This window comes from Streptomyces anulatus (assembly GCF_014650675.1).
Classification (GTDB): Bacteria; Actinomycetota; Actinomycetes; order Streptomycetales; family Streptomycetaceae; genus Streptomyces; species Streptomyces anulatus.
This window is the reverse complement of the sequence record NZ_BMVK01000007.1, coordinates 333,758-351,672: the sequence shown is the minus strand read 5'-3', so window position 1 is coordinate 351,672 and position 17,915 is coordinate 333,758. Positions and strand designations below refer to the sequence as shown.

The 17,915-nt window shown below is 71.7% G+C and carries 21 protein-coding genes and 1 riboswitch; of the genes, 10 read left to right on the top strand and 11 right to left on the bottom strand.

The genetic code is table 11. From position 1 onward, the window contains the following. The first annotated feature begins 53 nt into the window (after nt 1-53). A complete protein-coding gene (locus IE272_RS20065; protein ID WP_190007409.1) occupies nt 54-713 on the top strand; it encodes a LysE family translocator in 660 nt (219 codons plus the stop codon). 66 nt (nt 714-779) lie between these two features. Here IE272_RS20065 and IE272_RS20060 read toward each other — a convergent pair whose 3' ends face one another. The 3 genes from IE272_RS20060 to IE272_RS20050 all read right to left on the bottom strand — a co-directional run bounded on the left by IE272_RS20060 (nt 780) and on the right by IE272_RS20050 (nt 2,741). Beyond that, the gene (locus tag IE272_RS20060) at nt 780-1,250 is read right to left on the bottom strand and encodes a C40 family peptidase (protein WP_007453677.1); all 471 of its coding nucleotides are present in this window, start codon (nt 1,248-1,250) and stop codon (nt 780-782) included. Between the two features lie 28 nt (nt 1,251-1,278). After that, nucleotides 1,279-1,355: riboswitch (cyclic di-AMP (ydaO/yuaA leader) on the bottom strand. Nucleotides 1,356-1,792: 437 nt separating this feature from the next. Beyond that, a complete protein-coding gene (locus tag IE272_RS20055) occupies nt 1,793-2,098 on the bottom strand; it encodes a hypothetical protein (RefSeq protein WP_050357666.1) in 306 nt (101 codons plus the stop codon). A gap of 37 nt (nt 2,099-2,135) precedes the next feature. Beyond that, nucleotides 2,136-2,741, bottom strand: coding sequence for an ATP-dependent Clp protease proteolytic subunit (locus tag IE272_RS20050; RefSeq protein ID WP_190007408.1), 606 nt, complete (start codon nt 2,739-2,741; stop codon nt 2,136-2,138). 85 nt (nt 2,742-2,826) lie between these two features. On the opposite strand from IE272_RS20050, the gene IE272_RS20045 reads away from it, so the two are divergent. Continuing rightward, on the top strand, nt 2,827-3,111 hold the full coding sequence (locus IE272_RS20045; RefSeq protein WP_050357664.1) for a type II toxin-antitoxin system Phd/YefM family antitoxin: 285 nt from the start codon (nt 2,827-2,829) through the stop codon (nt 3,109-3,111). Nucleotides 3,112-3,194: 83 nt separating this feature from the next. Here IE272_RS20045 and IE272_RS20040 read toward each other — a convergent pair whose 3' ends face one another. Beyond that, on the bottom strand, nt 3,195-4,178 hold the full coding sequence (locus tag IE272_RS20040) for an ABC transporter permease (RefSeq protein ID WP_190007407.1): 984 nt from the start codon (nt 4,176-4,178) through the stop codon (nt 3,195-3,197). Nucleotides 4,179-4,305: 127 nt separating this feature from the next. Between IE272_RS20040 and IE272_RS20035 the strand changes: the two genes are divergently transcribed. The 8 genes from IE272_RS20035 (at nt 4,306) to IE272_RS20000 (ending at nt 11,306) form a co-directional block, all read left to right on the top strand. Then, nucleotides 4,306-4,926, top strand: a complete 621-nt coding sequence (locus IE272_RS20035; protein ID WP_190007406.1) for a TetR/AcrR family transcriptional regulator — start codon at nt 4,306-4,308, stop codon at nt 4,924-4,926. Nucleotides 4,927-5,063: 137 nt separating this feature from the next. Then, complete coding sequence (locus IE272_RS20030; protein ID WP_050357661.1) at nt 5,064-5,366, top strand: urease subunit gamma; 303 nt, start codon at nt 5,064-5,066, stop codon at nt 5,364-5,366. 12 nt (nt 5,367-5,378) lie between these two features. Next, a complete protein-coding gene (locus IE272_RS20025) occupies nt 5,379-5,690 on the top strand; it encodes an urease subunit beta (protein WP_050357660.1) in 312 nt (103 codons plus the stop codon). Then, the gene (locus IE272_RS20020; RefSeq protein ID WP_050357659.1) at nt 5,683-7,404 is read left to right on the top strand and encodes an urease subunit alpha; all 1,722 of its coding nucleotides are present in this window, start codon (nt 5,683-5,685) and stop codon (nt 7,402-7,404) included. The genes IE272_RS20025 and IE272_RS20020 overlap by 8 nt, the downstream gene beginning before the upstream one ends. A gap of 12 nt (nt 7,405-7,416) precedes the next feature. Continuing rightward, entirely contained in the window at nt 7,417-8,079 is a 663-nt protein-coding gene (locus IE272_RS20015; RefSeq protein ID WP_190007405.1) for an urease accessory protein UreF, read from the top strand. Nucleotides 8,080-8,108: 29 nt separating this feature from the next. Further along, nucleotides 8,109-8,786, top strand: coding sequence for an urease accessory protein UreG (gene ureG, locus IE272_RS20010; RefSeq protein ID WP_190007404.1), 678 nt, complete (start codon nt 8,109-8,111; stop codon nt 8,784-8,786). After that, nucleotides 8,783-9,568, top strand: coding sequence for an urease accessory protein UreD (locus tag IE272_RS20005; RefSeq protein WP_057661507.1), 786 nt, complete (start codon nt 8,783-8,785; stop codon nt 9,566-9,568). The genes ureG and IE272_RS20005 overlap by 4 nt, the downstream gene beginning before the upstream one ends. Nucleotides 9,569-9,776: 208 nt before the next feature. Beyond that, on the top strand, nt 9,777-11,306 hold the full coding sequence (locus IE272_RS20000; protein ID WP_229897358.1) for an alpha/beta hydrolase: 1,530 nt from the start codon (nt 9,777-9,779) through the stop codon (nt 11,304-11,306). Nucleotides 11,307-11,369: 63 nt separating this feature from the next. Here the strand turns inward: IE272_RS20000 and IE272_RS19995 are convergent, their stop codons facing one another. The 7 genes from IE272_RS19995 to IE272_RS19965 form a co-directional block, all read right to left on the bottom strand. Beyond that, the gene (locus IE272_RS19995; protein ID WP_229897353.1) at nt 11,370-12,422 is read right to left on the bottom strand and encodes an NAD-dependent epimerase/dehydratase family protein; all 1,053 of its coding nucleotides are present in this window, start codon (nt 12,420-12,422) and stop codon (nt 11,370-11,372) included. 63 nt (nt 12,423-12,485) lie between these two features. Continuing rightward, nucleotides 12,486-13,202, bottom strand: a complete 717-nt coding sequence (locus IE272_RS19990; RefSeq protein WP_056699561.1) for a lysophospholipid acyltransferase family protein — start codon at nt 13,200-13,202, stop codon at nt 12,486-12,488. A gap of 191 nt (nt 13,203-13,393) precedes the next feature. After that, on the bottom strand, nt 13,394-13,552 hold the full coding sequence (locus tag IE272_RS19985; RefSeq protein WP_003970622.1) for a hypothetical protein: 159 nt from the start codon (nt 13,550-13,552) through the stop codon (nt 13,394-13,396). Between the two features lie 66 nt (nt 13,553-13,618). After that, the gene (locus IE272_RS19980; RefSeq protein WP_073960061.1) at nt 13,619-14,569 is read right to left on the bottom strand and encodes a cytochrome c oxidase assembly protein; all 951 of its coding nucleotides are present in this window, start codon (nt 14,567-14,569) and stop codon (nt 13,619-13,621) included. Nucleotides 14,570-14,691: 122 nt separating this feature from the next. Further along, the gene (locus IE272_RS19975) at nt 14,692-15,717 is read right to left on the bottom strand and encodes a 6-phosphofructokinase (protein ID WP_003970624.1); all 1,026 of its coding nucleotides are present in this window, start codon (nt 15,715-15,717) and stop codon (nt 14,692-14,694) included. A gap of 174 nt (nt 15,718-15,891) precedes the next feature. Beyond that, the gene (locus IE272_RS19970; RefSeq protein ID WP_007453640.1) at nt 15,892-16,620 is read right to left on the bottom strand and encodes a type 1 glutamine amidotransferase; all 729 of its coding nucleotides are present in this window, start codon (nt 16,618-16,620) and stop codon (nt 15,892-15,894) included. Between the two features lie 34 nt (nt 16,621-16,654). After that, complete coding sequence (locus IE272_RS19965; protein ID WP_032792844.1) at nt 16,655-17,893, bottom strand: MurT ligase domain-containing protein; 1,239 nt, start codon at nt 17,891-17,893, stop codon at nt 16,655-16,657. Between the last annotated feature and the right edge of the window lie 22 nt (nt 17,894-17,915).

Here is a 17,915-nt window from a genome sequence, read left to right as displayed (position 1 = left end):
ACCCAGAAGATTGCAAGTACACGCTAAAGGCTCCGCCGGTCCAAGGTGGACCCATGGACGCACAACTGATCGCCTTCACCGGGGTCGCCGCCGGCATGGTCGCGCTGCCCGGCGCCGACTTCACCGTCGTCGTACGCAACGCCCTGGCCTCGCGCACCGCGGGCCTGGCCACCGCGCTCGGCGTCGCCGGAGGGCTGCTGGTGCACACCGCGCTCGCGGTCGCCGGACTCGCCGCGGTGCTGGTGACCATGCCGGTAGTCTTCCGTACCGTCCAACTGCTCGGCGGCGCGTACGTGCTGTACCTCGGGATCAGCGCGCTGTACGCGATCCGCCGCCGGCCCTCGCGGGACGGCTCCGGCGCACCCTCCGGTACGCGGGAGGACGAGCCGGGACGGCCCGTGCCCAGGGCGTTCGGGCGCGCGCTGCGCCAGGGGTTCCTGACCAACGCGCTCAACCCGAAGGCCCCGGTCCTCTTCCTCAGCCTGCTGCCGCAGTTCGTGCCCCACGGTCAGCCGCCACTGCCCCGGACCCTGCTGCTCGCGGCCCTCGTGGTGGTGCTGGCGCTGATCTGGTTCCCGGCCGTCGCCCTGCTCGTGGACCGGCTGGGCCGGTGGCTGCGCCGCCCGCGTACCGCCCGCGCCATCGAGGGCGGCAGCGGTGTGGCGCTCACCGGTCTGGGACTGGCACTGGTCACCGGCCCGCTGCTGCGCTGAGGGCGCCGCGGGCGGCCCCGGAAGAGGCCCGGGCCGCCCGCACGGAAAGAGCGTCCGGCCGATGGGTCAGCGGACCCGTCCGTACCAGACGCTCTTGGACCAGATCTTGGCCAGTCTCACCACGTCCCCCGATTTGGGGGAGTGCCAGATCTTCCCGGCCCCGGCGTAGATGCCCACGTGGTAGACGCTGCGCCCCGAATGGAAGAAGACGAGGTCGCCGCGTTTGCGCTGCGACTTCCCGATGTGGCGGGTCTTGTTGTACTGCTGCTGTGCCGTGCGGGGAAGCTTCTTGCCGGCCTTCTTGAACGAGTAGACCGTCAGCCCCGAACAGTCGAAGCGGCTGGGACCGGCCGCTCCGTACTTGTAGGGAGCCCCCTTCTTCGACGCGGCGACCTTCAGGGCCTTCGTCGAGTGGGTGGCGGCCTCGGCTTCGTTCACCAGGCCGGGCGCCAGCATCGTGGACGTCACGGCCAGGGTGAGTACCGAGGCCGTACCGACCCGGGCGAACAGAGACGGGACATGAACCTGCGCAGACATGCGCAACCCTTCGTCAGCCGCCTGTGAAGGATGACCTGTCGGGTTCGGGCTGGCGAAGTTGCCCGGCCGCTTTCGCGGCTTCACCCCGAGGGCTTCCCGGTCTCCCGGTCGGCCCGTTGTGCTCGGGTCCTCCACTCCTGCCGATCCACTCCTGTCGACCAGTCATCCGGGCGGCGGCAGGACTCGGCGTCCGCCCGGACCGCCCCGCCGCGGTGGCGGGGGCTTGTCGTCCCAGGGATCTTGACGCACTCGGTGCCGGATTTCCGAGCTGAAACGGCGGTTTGTGAGTCTCCTCACCACTGATCCATTCAGGTGGACAGGTCGGATTCGCGCTCGTCCGCGAGCCGGGCGCACACCCTCGTACCAGCGACGAAAGGGCGCATTTCGAGTACGGGCCGCGCACCGAACGCAAGTTGAGCCGTCGCTCGCACGGGTGATCGCCTACGCCGAACGAGCGAGGCAAATCGGTCCCGGGACCGGGCGTGTCGTGCGCGGGGCCGACCGGTCCGCTCCCGTATGGCGCTCCCCGTGCGCGGAGGCGGTCAGTTCACGGGCGGCGGCATCGCGATCCGGCCCGCCCGGCGCTCCCCGTCCAGGACGCGCAGGGCCCGCGCCAGGGTCGCGGCGTGGATCCGCGACTCGCCGCGCTCGTGCATCAGGGCCAGGGCGTCGCGCAGGGCCGCCGCCCGGGAGGCCAGGGCCTGGGCGGCCCGCAGTGCGCTGTAGGTGTCGCTGCCGTGGGCCGGGTTGATCCGGCCCACCTGGTCGAGCACGGCCAGATAGCAGTCGACGAACTCGCCCTCGGCGCGGGTCAGTGCGGGCAGGGGCGGGAAATCGGGTGGCTCCATCGGCGTTTCACCTCGCGTCGTACGGCGGCCGGGAGAGTCAGCGGTTCTCCATGACGTGGTCGACCAGCCCGTAGTCGAGGGCGGCCTTGGCGTCGAGGATGGTGTCGCGCTCGATGTCGGCGGTGATCTGCTCCGCGGTCCGGCCCGTGTCCCGGACCAGCATGGCCGCGAACATCTCGCGGGTGCGCACCAGTTCGCGCGCGTGGATCTCCAGGTCGGACGGCTGGCCCCGCATCGGCTCCTCCATCGCGGGCTGCTGAATGACTACCCGCGCGCCGGGCAGCGCATGTCGGCGCCCCTTCGCCCCGGCCGCCAGCAGGGCCGCCGCATAGGAGCCCGCCTGTCCCAGGCAGAAGGTCTCCACCTCGCAGGTCAGGAACCGCATCGTGTCGTAGACCGCCGCCATCGCCTGGAACGTGCCGCCGGGGGAGTTGATGTAGAGCGACAGGGGCCGGTCCGGATCGGCGTGCTCCAGGTACATGAACTGGGCGATGAGGTCGCTCGCGGCGATGTCGTCGATCGGGCTCCCGAGGAAGACGATCCGCTCGGACAACAGCTTGGAGTACGGGTCCAGCGTCCGGGTTCCGGTCGCGGTGCGCTCGGTGAACTCCGGCAGTACGTAGCGGGCGGCGGGGCGGGTCATGGCGGTGCCTTTCTCCTGGAGCTGACCATCCGTCTGTCCGTCCGTAAAAAATGTACAGGACGTACAGAAGGTTATGATGGGGACTATGGCCTACGAGATTCCGGTGACGCAAGCACGGGCGGAGCTCGCCGAACTGATCAACCGCGTTGTCTACGGCGGTGAACGTGTTGTGGTGACGCGGCACGGGAAGCCGCTCATCGCGCTGGTTTCCGCCGCTGACCTGCAACGACTCGAAGAGGAAGAGTCCGCGGCCGAGGAGCAGGTGATCAGCTCGGTCTCCTCGATCGGCTCCGCGCCATCCGCTCAGGGCGAACGGCGCAGGTTCGGCATCGCCGCCGAGCACCGCCCTCACGACGGTCGGGACGCCTGAGACCCCGACTGCCCCGAGACAGCGCGGAGCCGGGCGCCCCTCCCGGAGGGGGGCGCCCGGCTCGGCCGATGCGGATCCGGCGCTCAGCCGGTCAGGGCCGGCTCCCGGGCGGGTTCGACCGGCTCGGCCGGCGTCGGCGCCCGGCGGGCGAACAGCACCGCCGCCAGGCCGAACAGCGTCCACAGCGAGAGCGTCAGTACGGCGGCGCCCGCAGCGCTTCCGTCGAAGAAGGCGACCGAGCGGAGCAGTGAACCGCCCGCGCCCGGCGGGAGCCACTGGCCGATGGCGCCGACGGGCTCCGGCAGCAGCTCCGGTGCGCTGGTGACGCCGGAGAAGGGGTTGCCCAGCAGGACCATCAGCAGCGCGCCGAGTCCGATGCCGCGCGGCCCGAACAGGGCGGCGAGTCCCGCCACCGCCGAACCGATGGCCAGCACGGTGAGCGCGAGCACTCCCGCCACCGTCCACCAGTCGCCCGTGAGTGCGCCGAGCCAGCTGTGCGCCACGGCCGTGGCGGCGAGGCCCACCAGTGCGGCCGCCCCGACGAGGGTGACCGCCGCCCGCGCCCCGCGCAGTCCCATCAGGGTGACGACCGCTCCGGCCGCCATGCCCGCGAGAGCCAGCGGCAGGACGCTCGCGCCGAGTGCGCTGCCGCGTGGGTCCCCGGGCGGCGCCGCGACCACATCGGTGACCCGGACCCGGGTGTCCTCGGGGACGGACGCCGTCACGGCCTCGCGCAGCAGTTGGGAGACGACGGGGCTCGCCGCCGAGGCGGTGAGCAGATGCGGCCCCTGCGGGGTGGCGACGACGGCTCCGTATACGGTCCGGTCCTCGATCGCGGTGCGGGCGGCGGCCTCGTCGTCGAAGCGGTGCACGTCGAACGCTCCGTCGCGCTGCTCGAAGCGCTGCTCCAGCTGCTGGGCCGCCGACGCCGGGCCCGCGACCCCGACCGGGAGGTCGCGCGGCGCGATCCGGGCGGCGGGCCAGGCGAAGGCCCAGAGGGCGAGCGTCACCATCAGGGGGATCAGCAGGATCACCGCCACCGCGCGGCGGTTGGGTGCGGTGGACATGAGAGGCCTCGATTCGTGCGACGACGGAGAATTCCAGAGAGAAGGATCGTTCGTTTTACGTCCTGTCCCCACTGTCGGCACGCCCTGCCGGATTGTCAAGAAGGAACGTTCGTTTTAGATTGGTGCCATGGCTCGCGTATCCCAGGAACACCTCGACGCCCGTCGCCGTCAGATCCTCGACGGTGCGGCGCGCTGCTTCGCCCGCAACGGATTCCACGGCACGTCCATGCAGGACGTCCTCAAGGAGGTGGGGCTGTCCGCCGGAGCGGTCTACCGCTATTTCCCCGGCAAGGAGGACATCATCGCGGCCATCACGAAGGAGACCTTCGCCGTCATCCGCGGCGCCTTCGAGGAGGCCTCCCGCATGACGCCGCCGCCCACTCCGGACGTGCTGCTCGGCCGGGTGCTCGGCGGGGTGCTCGCGGGGGAGGTGCACGGACTGGGGCGCCGGGCCTTCGCCGCGCTCGTGGTCCAGCTGTGGTCCGAGACGCTGCGCGACGACCGGCTTGCCGCGCTGCTCGACGACGGTTACGCCACCATGCGCGTCGCCTGGACGAAGCTCGTCGACGCCTACCGCTCCGCCGGGATCCTGAGCAGCGACGTGCCCGGCGACCACGTGGCGCGGACGATGATCGCGACGGCGCAGGGTTTCATCGTGCAGGAGGCGCTCTTCGGGGACGTACGCCCCGAAGTGTTGGAGAACGGGTTGCGCGGGTTGATGTCCATGAACCCGCAAAAGATCAGTTAACGCAACGGAAAAACTTCCGCCCTAACGTGCAATGCCTGGTCGCGAGGCCACTGTTCCCGTTCAACGAAATGTTGAACGGGGATAGGGTCCCGCTGCGTCCGGAGCCGGAGCCGGACGGAAGACGATGAGGTGGAAGCGTGCAACTGACCCCGCACGAGCAGGAGCGTCTGCTCATCCATGTGGCCGCCGACGTGGCCGAGAAGCGCCGGGCACGCGGGCTGCGGCTCAATCACCCCGAGGCCGTAGCCCTGATCACCGCCCATCTGCTGGAAGGCGCCCGGGACGGCCGCACCGTCGCCGAACTCATGGCCTCCGGACGCAAGGTGCTCACCCGGGACGACGTCATGGAAGGCATCCCCGAGATGCTCCACGACGTCCAGGTCGAGGCCACCTTCCCGGACGGCACCAAGCTCGTCACCGTCCACGACCCGATCGTCTGACGGGGCGCGCCGATGATTCCCGGAGAGATCCTGTACGGGGACGGGGACATTCCCGTCAACGAGGGGCGGGCGGTCACCCGCCTCACCGTCCTCAACGCCGCCGACCGCCCCGTCCAGGTCGGCTCCCACTACCACTTCGCCGAGGCCAACCCCGGGCTGCGCTTCGACCGCGCCGCCGCCCGCGGCCTGCGGCTGAACATCGCCGCCGGCACGGCGGTCCGCTTCGAACCCGGCATCCCCGCCGACGTCGAACTCGTCCCCCTCACCGGCCGCCGCGTCGTCCCCGGCCTGCGCGGCGAAACCGGAGGTGCCCTCGATGCCTGACCTCGAACGAGCCGTGTACGCCGATCTGTTCGGACCCACCACCGGCGACCGCATCCGGCTCGCCGACACCGATCTGCTCGTCGAGATCGAGGAGGACCGCTCGGGCGGCCCCGGAAACGCGGGCGACGAGGCGGTGTTCGGCGGCGGCAAGGTGATCCGGGAGTCGATGGGCCAGGCTCGCACCACCCGCGCCGAGGGTGCGCCCGACACCGTCATCACCGGGGCCGTCGTCATCGACCACTGGGGCATCGTCAAGGCCGACATCGGCATCCGGGACGGCCGGATCACCGGCATCGGCAAGGCCGGGAACCCGGACACCATGGACGGTGTCCACCCCGACCTGGTGATCGGCCCGGAGACCGAGATCATCGCGGGCAACGGGAAGCTGCTCACGGCCGGAGCGGTCGACGCCCACGTCCACTTCATCTCGCCCACCCTCGTCGACCAGGCGCTCTCCAGCGGCATCACCACCCTCGTCGGCGGCGGCACGGGACCCGCCGAGGGCACCAAGGCCACCACCATCACCCCGGGGCCCTGGCACCTGGCCCGGATGTTCGAGGCGCTGGAGACCTTCCCGGTCAACATCGGGCTGCTCGGCAAGGGCAACACGATGTCGCAGGAGGCCATGCACTCCCAACTCCGCGGCGGCGCACTGGGATTCAAGATCCACGAGGACTGGGGCGCGACCCCCGCCGCCATCGACGCCTGCCTCACCGTCTGCGAGCGGACGGGTGCGCAGCTCGCCATCCACACGGACACCCTCAATGAGGCCGGGTTCGTCGCCGACACCCTCGCCGCCATCGCCGGCCGGACGATCCACGCGTACCACACCGAGGGAGCGGGCGGCGGGCACGCGCCCGACATCATCAGCGTGGTCTCCGAGCCGTACGTCCTGCCCAGCTCGACCAATCCCACCCGGCCGCACACCGTCAACACCATCGAGGAACACCTCGACATGCTGATGGTCTGCCACCACCTGAACCCCGCCGTCCCCGAGGACCTGGCCTTCGCGGAGTCCCGGATCCGGCCCTCCACCATCGCGGCCGAGGACATCCTGCACGACCTCGGCGCCATCTCGATCATCTCCTCGGACTCCCAGGCCATGGGGCGGATCGGCGAGGTGATCCTGCGGACCTGGCAGACCGCCCATGTCATGAAGAAGCGTCGTGGAGCCCTTCCGGGGGACGGGCGCGCCGACAACCGACGGGTCCGCCGCTATGTCGCCAAATACACGATCAACCCGGCCGTCGCGCAGGGACTGGACCGGGAGATCGGCTCGGTGGAGACCGGCAAGCTCGCCGACCTCGTCCTCTGGGACCCGGCGTTCTTCGGGGTGAAGCCGCAGACCGTCATCAAGGGCGGCCAGATCGCGTACGCGCAGATGGGCGACGCCAACGCCTCCATCCCGACGCCCCAGCCGGTCCTGCCCCGGCCGATGTTCGGCGCCCTGGGACGAGCGGCCGCCCACAGTTCGTTCAACTTCGTCTCCGCCGCCGCGATCGAGGACGGGCTGCCCGAACGGCTCGCCCTGCACAAGCGGTTCGTGCCGATCACCAGCACCCGGGGGGTCACCAAGGCGGACATGCGGGAGAACGACGCCCTGCCGCAGGTCCACGTCGACCCCGACAGCTTCGCCGTCACGATCGACGGCGATCCGGTCGAGCCGGCGCCTGCGGCGGAACTGCCCATGGCCCAGCGCTACTTCCTCTTCTGAGCGGACCCGGCCATGTCACGCGCAGCACTCCTCGTCCTCGCCGACGGCCGGTTCCCCGCCGGAGGGCACGCCCACTCCGGCGGCGCCGAACCGGCCGTCGCCGAGGGCCGCGTCCGCGACGCCGACTCCCTCGCCGACTTCTGCCGGGGCCGTCTGCACACCGCGGGCCTCACCGCCGCGGCCCTCGCCGCGGCGGCGGCCCACGGCCTCGACCCGCTCGCCCTCGACGAGGCCGCCGACGCCCGCACGCCCTCGCCCGCCCTGCGGACCACCGCGCGCAAGCTGGGCCGGCAGATGATGCGGGCCGCCCGCGCCACCTGGCCGAGCCCCGAACTGGACGCGCTCGCGGCGGCCCGGCCGCGCGGCGCCCACCAGCCGGTCGTCCTCGGGCTCACCGCACGGTCGGCGGGCCTGGGCCCCGTGGACGCCGCCCACTGTGTCGCCTACGAGACCGTCAGCGGCCCCGCCACCGCCGTCGTCCGGCTCCTCTCCCTCGACCCCTTCCACGCCACCGCCGTACTCGCCCGGCTCGCCCCCGAGCTCGACCGGGTCGCCGAACAGGCCGCCGAGGCCGCCCGGCAGGGCATCGACGCCCTGCCCGCCGCCTCGGCGCCGCTCCTCGACATCACCGCCGAGGCGCACGCCGCCTGGCCGGTCCGCCTCTTCGCCTCGTAGCCACCCCTTCGACCACCACTGGAGCCCCCATGCACCTCGGCCACTCCCACGAAGGCCCCGCCGCCGTCAGCGCCGACGCCACCCGCCCCGACGGCACCCGGCGCGCCCTGCGCATCGGCCTCGGCGGCCCCGTCGGCTCCGGCAAGACGGCCACCGTCGCCGCCCTCTGCCGGGAACTGCGCGACCGGCTCTCCATCGCCGTCGTCACCAACGACATCTACACCCAGGAGGACGCCGCCTTCCTGCTGCGCAACGCGGTCCTGCCGCCCGAACGGATCCAGGCCGTCGAGACCGGCGCCTGCCCGCACACCGCGATCCGCGACGACATCTCCGCCAACCTCGAAGCCGTCGAGGACCTGGAGGACGCGGTCGGGCCGCTCGACCTCATCCTCGTCGAGTCCGGCGGCGACAACCTCACCGCCACGTTCTCCAAGGGACTGGTCGACGCCCAGGTCTTCGTCATCGACGTCGCGGGCGGCGACGACATCCCGCGCAAGGGCGGCCCCGGCGTCACCACCGCCGACCTCCTGGTCATCAACAAGACCGACCTCGCCCCCTACGTCGGCTCCGACCTGGAGCGGATGGCCCTCGACGCCAAGAAGCAGCGCGGCGAACTCCCCGTCGCCTTCACCTCGCTGACCTCGGCCGAGGGCGTCGGACCGGTCGCCGACTGGGTGCGGGCGCGGCTCGCCGCCTGGACCGCGTGAGCGTCCGCGCGACGGCCCGGCTCCGCGCCGAGCCCGACGGGCGGGGCGGGACCGCCCTGCCCGTCCTGGAGAGCGCGGGCCCGCTCGCCCTGCGCCGCACCCGCTCCCCCCGGGCCGCGTACGCCCGGGTCACCGTCGTCGGCGCGATGAGCGCCCCGCTGAACGGCGACCGGCTGGCGATCGAGGCGGACATCGCGGACGGCGCGCGCCTCACCGTGGACTCGGCGGCGGCCACCGTAGCCCTGCCCGGGGCGCGGGCGGACGGCGAGCCGTCCACGTACACCGTGGAACTGGGCGTGGGGGAGGGGGCCGTGCTGCACTGGCTCCCCGAGCAGCTCGTCTCCGCCCGCGGCAGCGACCTGCGTATGACCACCCGGGTCCGACTCGCCCCCACCGGCCGGCTGCTGCTGCGCGAGGAGCAGATCCTCGGCCGGCACGGCGAGCCCACCGGCGCGCTCACCACCCGGCTCACCGTCCACCGCGCGGGCCGCCCGCTCCTGGACCAGCAACTGGCCTACGGGCCCGGCGCACCCGGCGGCTGGGACGGCCCCGCCGTCCTCGGCGGCCACCGGGCCGTCGGCCAACTGCTCCTCGCCGACCCGGCGTTCGAGGACGCCCCGCTCCCCGCGCGCCTCCTCGGGCCCACCGCCGCCCTCACCCCGCTCGCCGGCCCCGCCGTCCTGGTGACCGCCGTGGCCGCCGACGCCCGCCTGCTGCGCGGGATCCTGGACGACGCCATGCGCGAACTGCTGGACGGGCTGAAGACGGAGCAGACCGGCTGAGTCCGCTCAGCGAACCTCCTTCACCGGTTATGGGTTCGGTAAAGAAACAGGTGTACGCCCTGGCCCCGGGCGCCCCACTGACGAAAGGATCCCCGCGACGTACCGATGACCACGTCGCCTTCGGCGGCGGATCGGATGAAGGGGGAGGTTCCACGTGAGACGTACAACGGTGCTCGGTTCGGCCGGGGCACTCGTCGCGGGCACGCTCATGGCGGGGGCGATGGCAGCACCCGCCGCCGGCGCCGACGGCCGCCATCACGGCCGGGGCGACGCGGAGGCGCGCGGGGTCGCCGTCGCGGCGCACCGTGCGGCGAACGCCGGGATCGACTGGCAGGACTGCCCGGAGGACTGGGGCCTGGCCGCCCCCATCCAGTGCGGCTGGGTGACCGTGCCGCTCGACTACGCCCGGCCGAACGGCAAGAAGATCAAACTCGCCGTCGACCGGCACGTCAGCACCGGCACGAAGGACGAGCGCCAGGGCGCCCTGCTCTACAACCCGGGCGGGCCCGGCGGTTCGGGACTGCGCTTCCCCGCCCGGATCACCGCCAAGAACCCGCTCTGGACGAAGACCGCGAAGGCGTACGATTTCGTCGGCTTCGACCCGCGCGGCGTCGGCCACTCGGCCCCGATCTCCTGTGTCGACCCGCAGGAGTTCGTCAAGGCCCCCAAGGCCGACCCGGTCCCCGACAGCGAGGCCGACAAGCGCGCCCAGCGCAAACTGGCCCGCGAGTACGCCGAAGGGTGCGGCGAGCGCAGCGGCGCGATGCTGCCGCACATGACGACGCCGAACACGGCACGCGACCTGGACGTCATCCGGGCCGCGCTCGGGGAGAAGAAGCTCAACTTCCTCGGCGTCTCCTACGGCACCTACCTGGGCGCCGTCTACGGCACCCTCTTCCCGGACCACGTCCGGCGCATGGTCGTCGACAGCGTGGTCGACCCGTCGCGGCAGAGCATCTGGTACCGGGCGAACCTGAACCAGGGCATCGCCTTCCAGACGCGCTGGGACGACTGGAAGGCGTGGGTGGCGAAGCACGATTCCGTCTACGGCATCGGCGACACCCCGCAGAAGGTCGAGAAGGCCTGGCTGAAGCTGCGGGCAGCCGCCAAGAAGGAGCCCATCGGGGGCGTCGTCGGCCCCGCCGAGCTCACCACCTTCTTCTGGGGCGCGCCGTACTACGACTCCTCCTGGGCCCCCACCGCCAGGACCTGGAGCGCCTACCGGGCCGGCGACACCCAGGCCCTGGTCGACGCCGCGGCCCCCGACATGAGCGACCTCGCGGGCAACGCCGCCGCCGAGAACGGCAACGCGGTCTACAGCGCCGTCGAGTGCGCCGACGCCAAGTGGCCCACCGACTGGCGCACCTGGGACCGGGACAACACCCGGCTGCACGAGAAGTACCCGTTCATGACGTGGGCCAACGCCTGGATGAACCTGCCCTGCGCCACCTGGCCGGCCAAGCAGCGGACCCCGCTCGACGTGAGGACCGGCAAGGGCCTGCCGCCGGTCCTCATCGTCCAGTCCACCCGCGACGCCGCCACCCCGTACCAGGGCGCGGTCGAGCTGCACAAGCGGTTCAAGGGCTCGCGGCTCATCACCGAGAAGGACGCCGGATCCCACGGCGTCACCGGACTGGTCAACCCCTGCGTCAACGAACGGGTGGACACCTACCTGCTCACCGGGGAGACCGACCGGCGCGATGTGACGTGCGCCCCGCACGCCACACCGAAGCCGTAACACCGGCAGCACGATCAAGGGCCGGGCGGTCCGTCCTCCGGGACGGTCCGCCCGGCCCGCCGTTCAACGCCGCTCCCGGTCGTACGCCTCCAGCCAGGCGTCCTCCTCCGCGTAGTCGAAGAGCCATGCGCCGTAGTTGCCGAGCATCTTCGGGAACGCCTCCCGCCAGTCGCGCTCCGCCAGCTCTCCGGCGAGCCACTCGACCGTCTCCGGCAGGGACTCCACGTACCCCGTCACCGGGCGGTACCCGAGCTGTTCCTCGGCGGCCGTCATGTCGTAGACCACCGGGTGGGCGCCGCTCCACGGAGTCACCCCGACGTGCCCCTCCGGGGAAGCGCCGTCGACCAGCACCGTCTCGGTCTCCCGACCGAGAACGTCGTCGATCGCCGACGCGATCTCCGCGACCGTGGGGGCCTCGGGGTCCGCCGCGTTCAGCACCCGGGATCCCGGCCGCCGGGCGGCCAGCCGGATCAGCTCCGCCGCGTTGGACACATGGACCGGATGGAAGCGGCTCTCCCCGCCGTACGCGAACACCCGGCGCCGGCGTCCGTCCAGCAGCCGCTTCACCACGTACAGCTCGCGCGGTGTGCGGCAGTACGGGCCGTGGACCGCGCCCGCGCGCAGCAGCGTCACCGGCAGTTCCTCGCCCGCCGCCAGCAACTCCCGCTCCAGCAGGACCTTCCGCGTCCCGTACGTGGCGTCCCCCGGCGCCACCGTGCGCTGGGTCTCCGGCAACGGCACCGGATAGCGGGGGAAACCGTCGATCGAAGCCTGCGTGTCGAAGCTGCGGCCCCGGTCGTCCTCGTACACCGCCCCGCTGGAGATCACGACGGCCGAGCCGATCCGGCCGGCCAGCCCCGTCAGCTGCCGGGCGTGCGCGCCGTCGAACGCCGCCATGTCGACCAGCACGTCACAGCCGTCGCCCAGCGCCCGGCCGAGCGCCCCCTCCTCGTTCCGGTCGAGCGCCACCGTCCGGACCCCGGCGTCCCAGCCCTCGTCCCGGCCGCCGCCGCGCGAGGCCGCGGTGACCTCCCAGCCGTCCTCGGCCAGCGCGCGCACCGCGGCCCGCCCGATCTGGCCCGTCGCGCCCAGCACCCATGCGTGTCCATTGCTCATGATCCGACGCTAGGGGAGCCGGCCTGCCGCGGCGAGGGCGCTCTGCCGGTGGCGTATTCGCGCTCAGCGTCGCAGCTTGGGGAACTTCCTCGGCGGCGCGGCCTCCTGCTCGGCCGCCTTCACCTTCGCCGCGTACTCGTCCACGTACTCCTGGCCGGAGAGTTCGAGGATCGCGTACATGATCTCGTCCGTCACGGCCCGGATCGCGGCCTTCTGGTTCTCCATGCCCGCGTAGCGGGAGAAGTCGAGCGGTTCGCCGAAGCGGATCGCGACCCGTTTGATCTTGGGCACGACCTGGCCGGGCGGCTGGATCTCGAAGGTGCCGACCATGGCGCAGGGGACCACCGGGACCTGTGCGGTGATCGCCATCACCGCGACCCCGACCTTGCCCTTGTAGAGCCGGCCGTCGTGCGAGCGGGTGCCCTCCGGGTAGATCCCCAGCAGCTCGCCCTTGCTCAGCACTCCGAGGCCCTCGCGGATGGCCGCCTGCCCCGCGTCCTTGCCCGACCGGTCCACCGGGATCTGCCCCGCGCTGCGGAAGAAGGCCGCGGTGAGCCTGCCCTTGATCCCCGGGCCAGTGAAGTACTCGGCCTTCGCCAGGAAGGTGATGCGGCGCTTGATGATGGCCGGCATCAGGAAATGGTCGGAGAAGGAGAGGTGATTGCCCGCGACGATTGCCGCGCCGTCCTCAGGAATGTTCTCCAGGCCCTCGATCCGGGGCCGGAACAGCAGCCGCAGTACGGGCCCCAGCACGACATATTTCAGGACGTAATAGAACACCTTGCGGGTGCACCTCGCTCTGCCGGGTCGGCGTCAGGGCTGTACTGCCGGGTTCAGGGCTGCTACCAGGTCACGGTGGTGCCGGGGCCCACAGCGTAGGGCCCCGCCACCACCGTGCGACCGTAGCGGACCGGTCTCCCGGCTCGTACCCGCCTCCGGGCCCGTCAGGCGTCCTCATCCGGCCGCGAGGGTCAGGTGTCCTGCGTGGCCAGCATGCCGAGGGTGCACAGGCCCAGCACCACCCAGCCGAACCAGAGCCAGCCGCTGCTCCCCAGCGCCACCGTGTACGCGGTCACCGCGATCAGTGCCCCGCCGGTCATGTATCCCATGGTCTTCGTCGATCCGGACATGCGCGCACGCTCCTCGTCGGCCGCGCGGCCGTTGTCCCCATGGTCACCCCGTATGCGCCCTCCGCGCTACTGTCCGCGCGCCTGCAATGACGCGAGATAGGCGTTGTACGCCGCCAGCTCCTTGTCACCGTCGCGGTCCGCCGCCCGGTCCGTGCGCCGTGCGGTGCGCTGCTCGGAGCGGTACCACTGGAAGACCAGCGCGATCAGCACCAGCACGGAGGGGATCTCGCTGAACGCCCATGCGATGCCGCCCGCCCAGTTCTGGTCGCTCAGGGCATCGATGCCGAGCGAGGCCGGCGGGTTCTCGTACGTCTTCACCATCGGCGTCGACGCCATCATCAGCGCGATCCCGAAGAACGCGTGGAACGGCATCCCGGCGAACAGCTCCAGCATCCGCATCAGATAGCCGGGCCGGTGCGGGCCCGGGTCCACGCCCATGATCGGCCAGAAGAAGACCAGGCCGACCGCGAGGAAGTGCACCATCATCCCGATGTGGCCCGGCTTCGAGCTCATCAGGAAGTCGAAGATGGGCGTGAAGTACAGCGCGTAGAGGCTCGCGATGAACAGCGGGATGGTGAACACGGGGTGCGAGATGATCTTCATGTACCGGCTGTGCAGCAGCTTCAGCAGCAGCTCGCGCGGCCCGGTACGCCCCCGCCCGGCCGGCGGCAGCGCCCGCAGCGCCAGCGTCACCGGGGCGCCCAGCAGCAGCAGGATCGGCGACAGCATGCTGATCACCATGTGCTGCACCATGTGCACGCTGAACATGACCATGCCGTAGTCGTTGAGCTTGGTGCACATCACCAGCGCGATGCTCAGCACACCCACGACGAAGAACACGATCCGGTTCACCGGCCAGCCGTCCCCGCGCCGACGCAGCCGCACCACGCCGTACCCGTACAGGGCGAGCGCCAGGATGCAGCCGGTCAGGAAGAACGGGTCGACGGAGAGCTCCAGCCCCCGCCCCAGCGTGAACGGCGGCAGATCCATGTTCATGCCGTGCCCGCTGTGATCCATCTGTTCACTCCCGATGGGGACACGTCCCCGTTTCGTGCCGGTTGTCCGGTCCAGAGTAGAACTGCCCCCGGCCGCGGTTGCGGCCGGGGGCAGTTCTGGACGACGTGTCCTGAGGAAGTGTTCTAGAGCACGCACTCCGCCTCGGCGTACCGCTCGGCGGGGACCGTCTTCAGCGTCTCGACGGCCTCGCCCAGCGGGACCATCACGATGTCGGTGCCGCGCAGCGCGGTCAGCATCCCGAACTCGCCCCGGTGCGCCGCCTCCACCGCGTGCCAGCCGAACCGGGTCGCCAGGACCCGGTCGTACGCGGTGGGCGTGCCGCCGCGCTGGACGTGGCCGAGGATGACCGGGCGGGCCTCCTTGCCGAGCCGCTGCTCCAGCTCCCCGGAGAGCTGTGTGGCCACCCCGGCGAACCGCTCGTGACCGTAGATGTCCTTGACGCCCTGCTCGAACTGCATGGAGCCCTCGCGGGGCTTGGCGCCCTCGGCGACCACCACGATGGCGAACTTCTTGCCCGCCGAGAAGCGCTTGCCGACCAGCTCGGTCAGCTCGTCGATGTCGAAGGGGCGCTCGGGCACCACGATGGCGTGGGCGCCGGCGGCCATGCCGGAGTGCAGGGCGATCCAGCCGGTGTGCCGGCCCATGACCTCGACGATCAGCACCCGCTGGTGCGACTCGGCGGTGGTCTTCAGCCGGTCCAGCGCCTCGGTGGCGACGCCGACGGCGGTGTCGAAGCCGAAGGTGACGTCGGTGGAGGCGATGTCGTTGTCGATGGTCTTCGGGACGCCGACGATCGGGAGACCGGCCTCGGAGAGGAGGTTCGCGGCCTTGAGGGTGCCCTCGCCGCCGATCGGGATGATGGCGTCCAGGCCGAGGTCCGCCACATGGCCGCGGGCGCGCTCCACGCCGTCGCGCAGATGTGCGGGCTGGACCCGGGAGGAACCGAGGATCGTGCCGCCGCGGGCCAGGATGCCGCCCACCGCGTCAAGGTCGAGCTTGCGGTAGTCGCACTCCAGCAGGCCTTTCCAGCCGTCGTGGAAGCCGATGACCTCGTCGCCGTGGTCCACCACCGCGCGGTGCACGACGGAACGGATGACGGCGTTGAGGCCGGGGCAGTCGCCGCCGGAGGTGAGTACGCCAATGCGCATGGCCCGAAAACCTTTGCAACGTGGGTCGATGACCGGACCACGTCGTCCGGTTGGATCCCCGCCACCCTACCGGCGCAGGGTGGCGGGACCGAACCGGCCGTCCGCCTGCTGGACTCCGCTCAACCGAGCGGAAATCCCCTCAGGAGGACACCGCTCAGGCGAGCGGAAAACGCCTCAGGCGGGCTGTGTCGCCGAGGCGATCCGCTCGGCGCGCAGCGCCTCGTACCAGCGGTCGTCGGTGGGCGGCAGCGCGTTCACGTCGAGGGCCAGCTTCAGCAGCAGATCGGCGATCAGCGGGTTGCGGGCCATCACGGGGCCGTGCATGTACGTCCCGAAGACCGTGTCGTTGTACGCGCCTTCCGTGCCGTCCCCGGTGCCGTTGCCCCGGCCGAACTGCACCCGGGCGAACGGCCGTGCCGTCGGGCCGAGATGGGTGACGCCCTGGTGGTTCTCGAACCCGGTCAGCGGCGGCAGCCCGAGGTGCGGGTCGATGTCCGCCAGGACGTCGCCGACGCACCGCGCGCCCTCGCCGCGGGTGGAGACCACGTCGAGCAGACCGAGACCGGCCTCGCGCTCGCCGAGGTCGTTGACGAACTCGTGCCCGAGGATCTGGTAGCCCGCGCAGACCGAGAAGATGATCGCGCCGTTGGACGCGGCCCGGCTCAGCCCGCCGTCACGGCGCAGCCGCTCGGCCGCGAGGCGCTGCGGCCGGTCCTCACCGCCGCCGATCAGATAGATGTCGCCGGACGTCGGCACCGGCTGGTCGCTGCGCACGTCGACGCGCTGCACGTCCAGACCGCGCTGGCGGGCCCGCCGCTCCACGACCAGGGCGTTGCCCTGATCGCCGTAGGTGCTGAGCAGGTCGGGGTAGACCCAGACCAGACGCAGACCGTTGTTGCTCATGCTTCGTCCTCTCCGGAGGTGGCCGGGGCCGGGGTCAGTTGCCGACACGACGGCGCAGATCCTGGAAGGCGGTGTAGTTGGCGATGACCTCGATGCGGCCGGGCGGTGCGTACTGCACGGCCTCGTCGAGCGTCTCGCAGACCCGGAAGTCGAGACCGGCCACCTCGAGCCGGACCGCGAGGTCCAGCTTCCGGTCGCCGAGCACGAAGATCGGGTGACCCGCCAGCTGCGTGTAGTCCACGTCCCACAGCCAGGAGGTGTCGGTGCCGTCCGCGCCGCGCGCGTTCACCGAGAGGATCACCGGCGTCGGCGGCGGGTCGATCAGCGAGAACGTCTCCAGCCAGCCGGCCGGGTTCTTCGCCAGCAGCAGACGCAGCTCACGGTTCTGGAAGGTGACGACGTCGTAGCGTCCGGCCACCGCCTGCACCTGGTACATCCGCTCCAGCGCGACCTGCGGCGGCACGCCGAAGACGGCGGCGACAGCGGCGGAACTGGTGGCGTTCGCCTTGTTCGCGCGGCCCGGCAGCTGGAGGTGGATCGGCCACGCCGAACCGTGCGGGTCCAGGACGTAGTCGCCGTTCAGCGCCCAGCTCGGGGCGGGGCGGCGGAAGCCGCACTGCCCGCAGAACCAGTCGTCGCCCGGGCGCTGCATCACACCGCCGCAGGACGGGCAGGACCAGGCGTCGTCCTTCCACGCCTGACCGGCCGCCACCCACACCACGTTGGGCGAGGAGGAGGCCGCCCAGACGACCAGCGGGTCGTCCGCGTTCGCGATGACCACGGCCTTCGAGCCGGAAAGGCCCTCGCGCCACTGCTCGGCCATCATCCGGGTCTCCGCCGCGCGGTCCAACTGGTCGCGGGAGAGGTTGAGCAGGGCGATCGCCTTGGGCGTGGTGTCGCGCGCGACACCCGCCAGATACTTCTCGTCGACCTCGATCACGCCGAACTTCGCGTCCGAGCCGCCGGCCAGCGCCGAGGTGATGCCCGCGGGCATGTTCGCGCCGAGCGCGTTCGACACGACGGGCCCGGCGGCCCGCAGTGCCTCGGCGATCAGCCGTGTGGTGGTCGTCTTGCCGTTCGTCGCCGACACGAGGATCACGTCCAGGTGCTGCGCCAGCCGCCCCAGCAGGTCGGGGTCGAGTTTGAGCGCCACCCGGCCGCCGATCACCGATCCGCTGCCCCGCCCCGCGGCGCGTGACACCGCCGCCGCGGCCTTGCCCGCCGTCACGGCCAGTTTGGCCCGCGGCGACAACGGCTCCGTGTTGCCTGCCATCGTCCTAGATCCTCCTTGCATC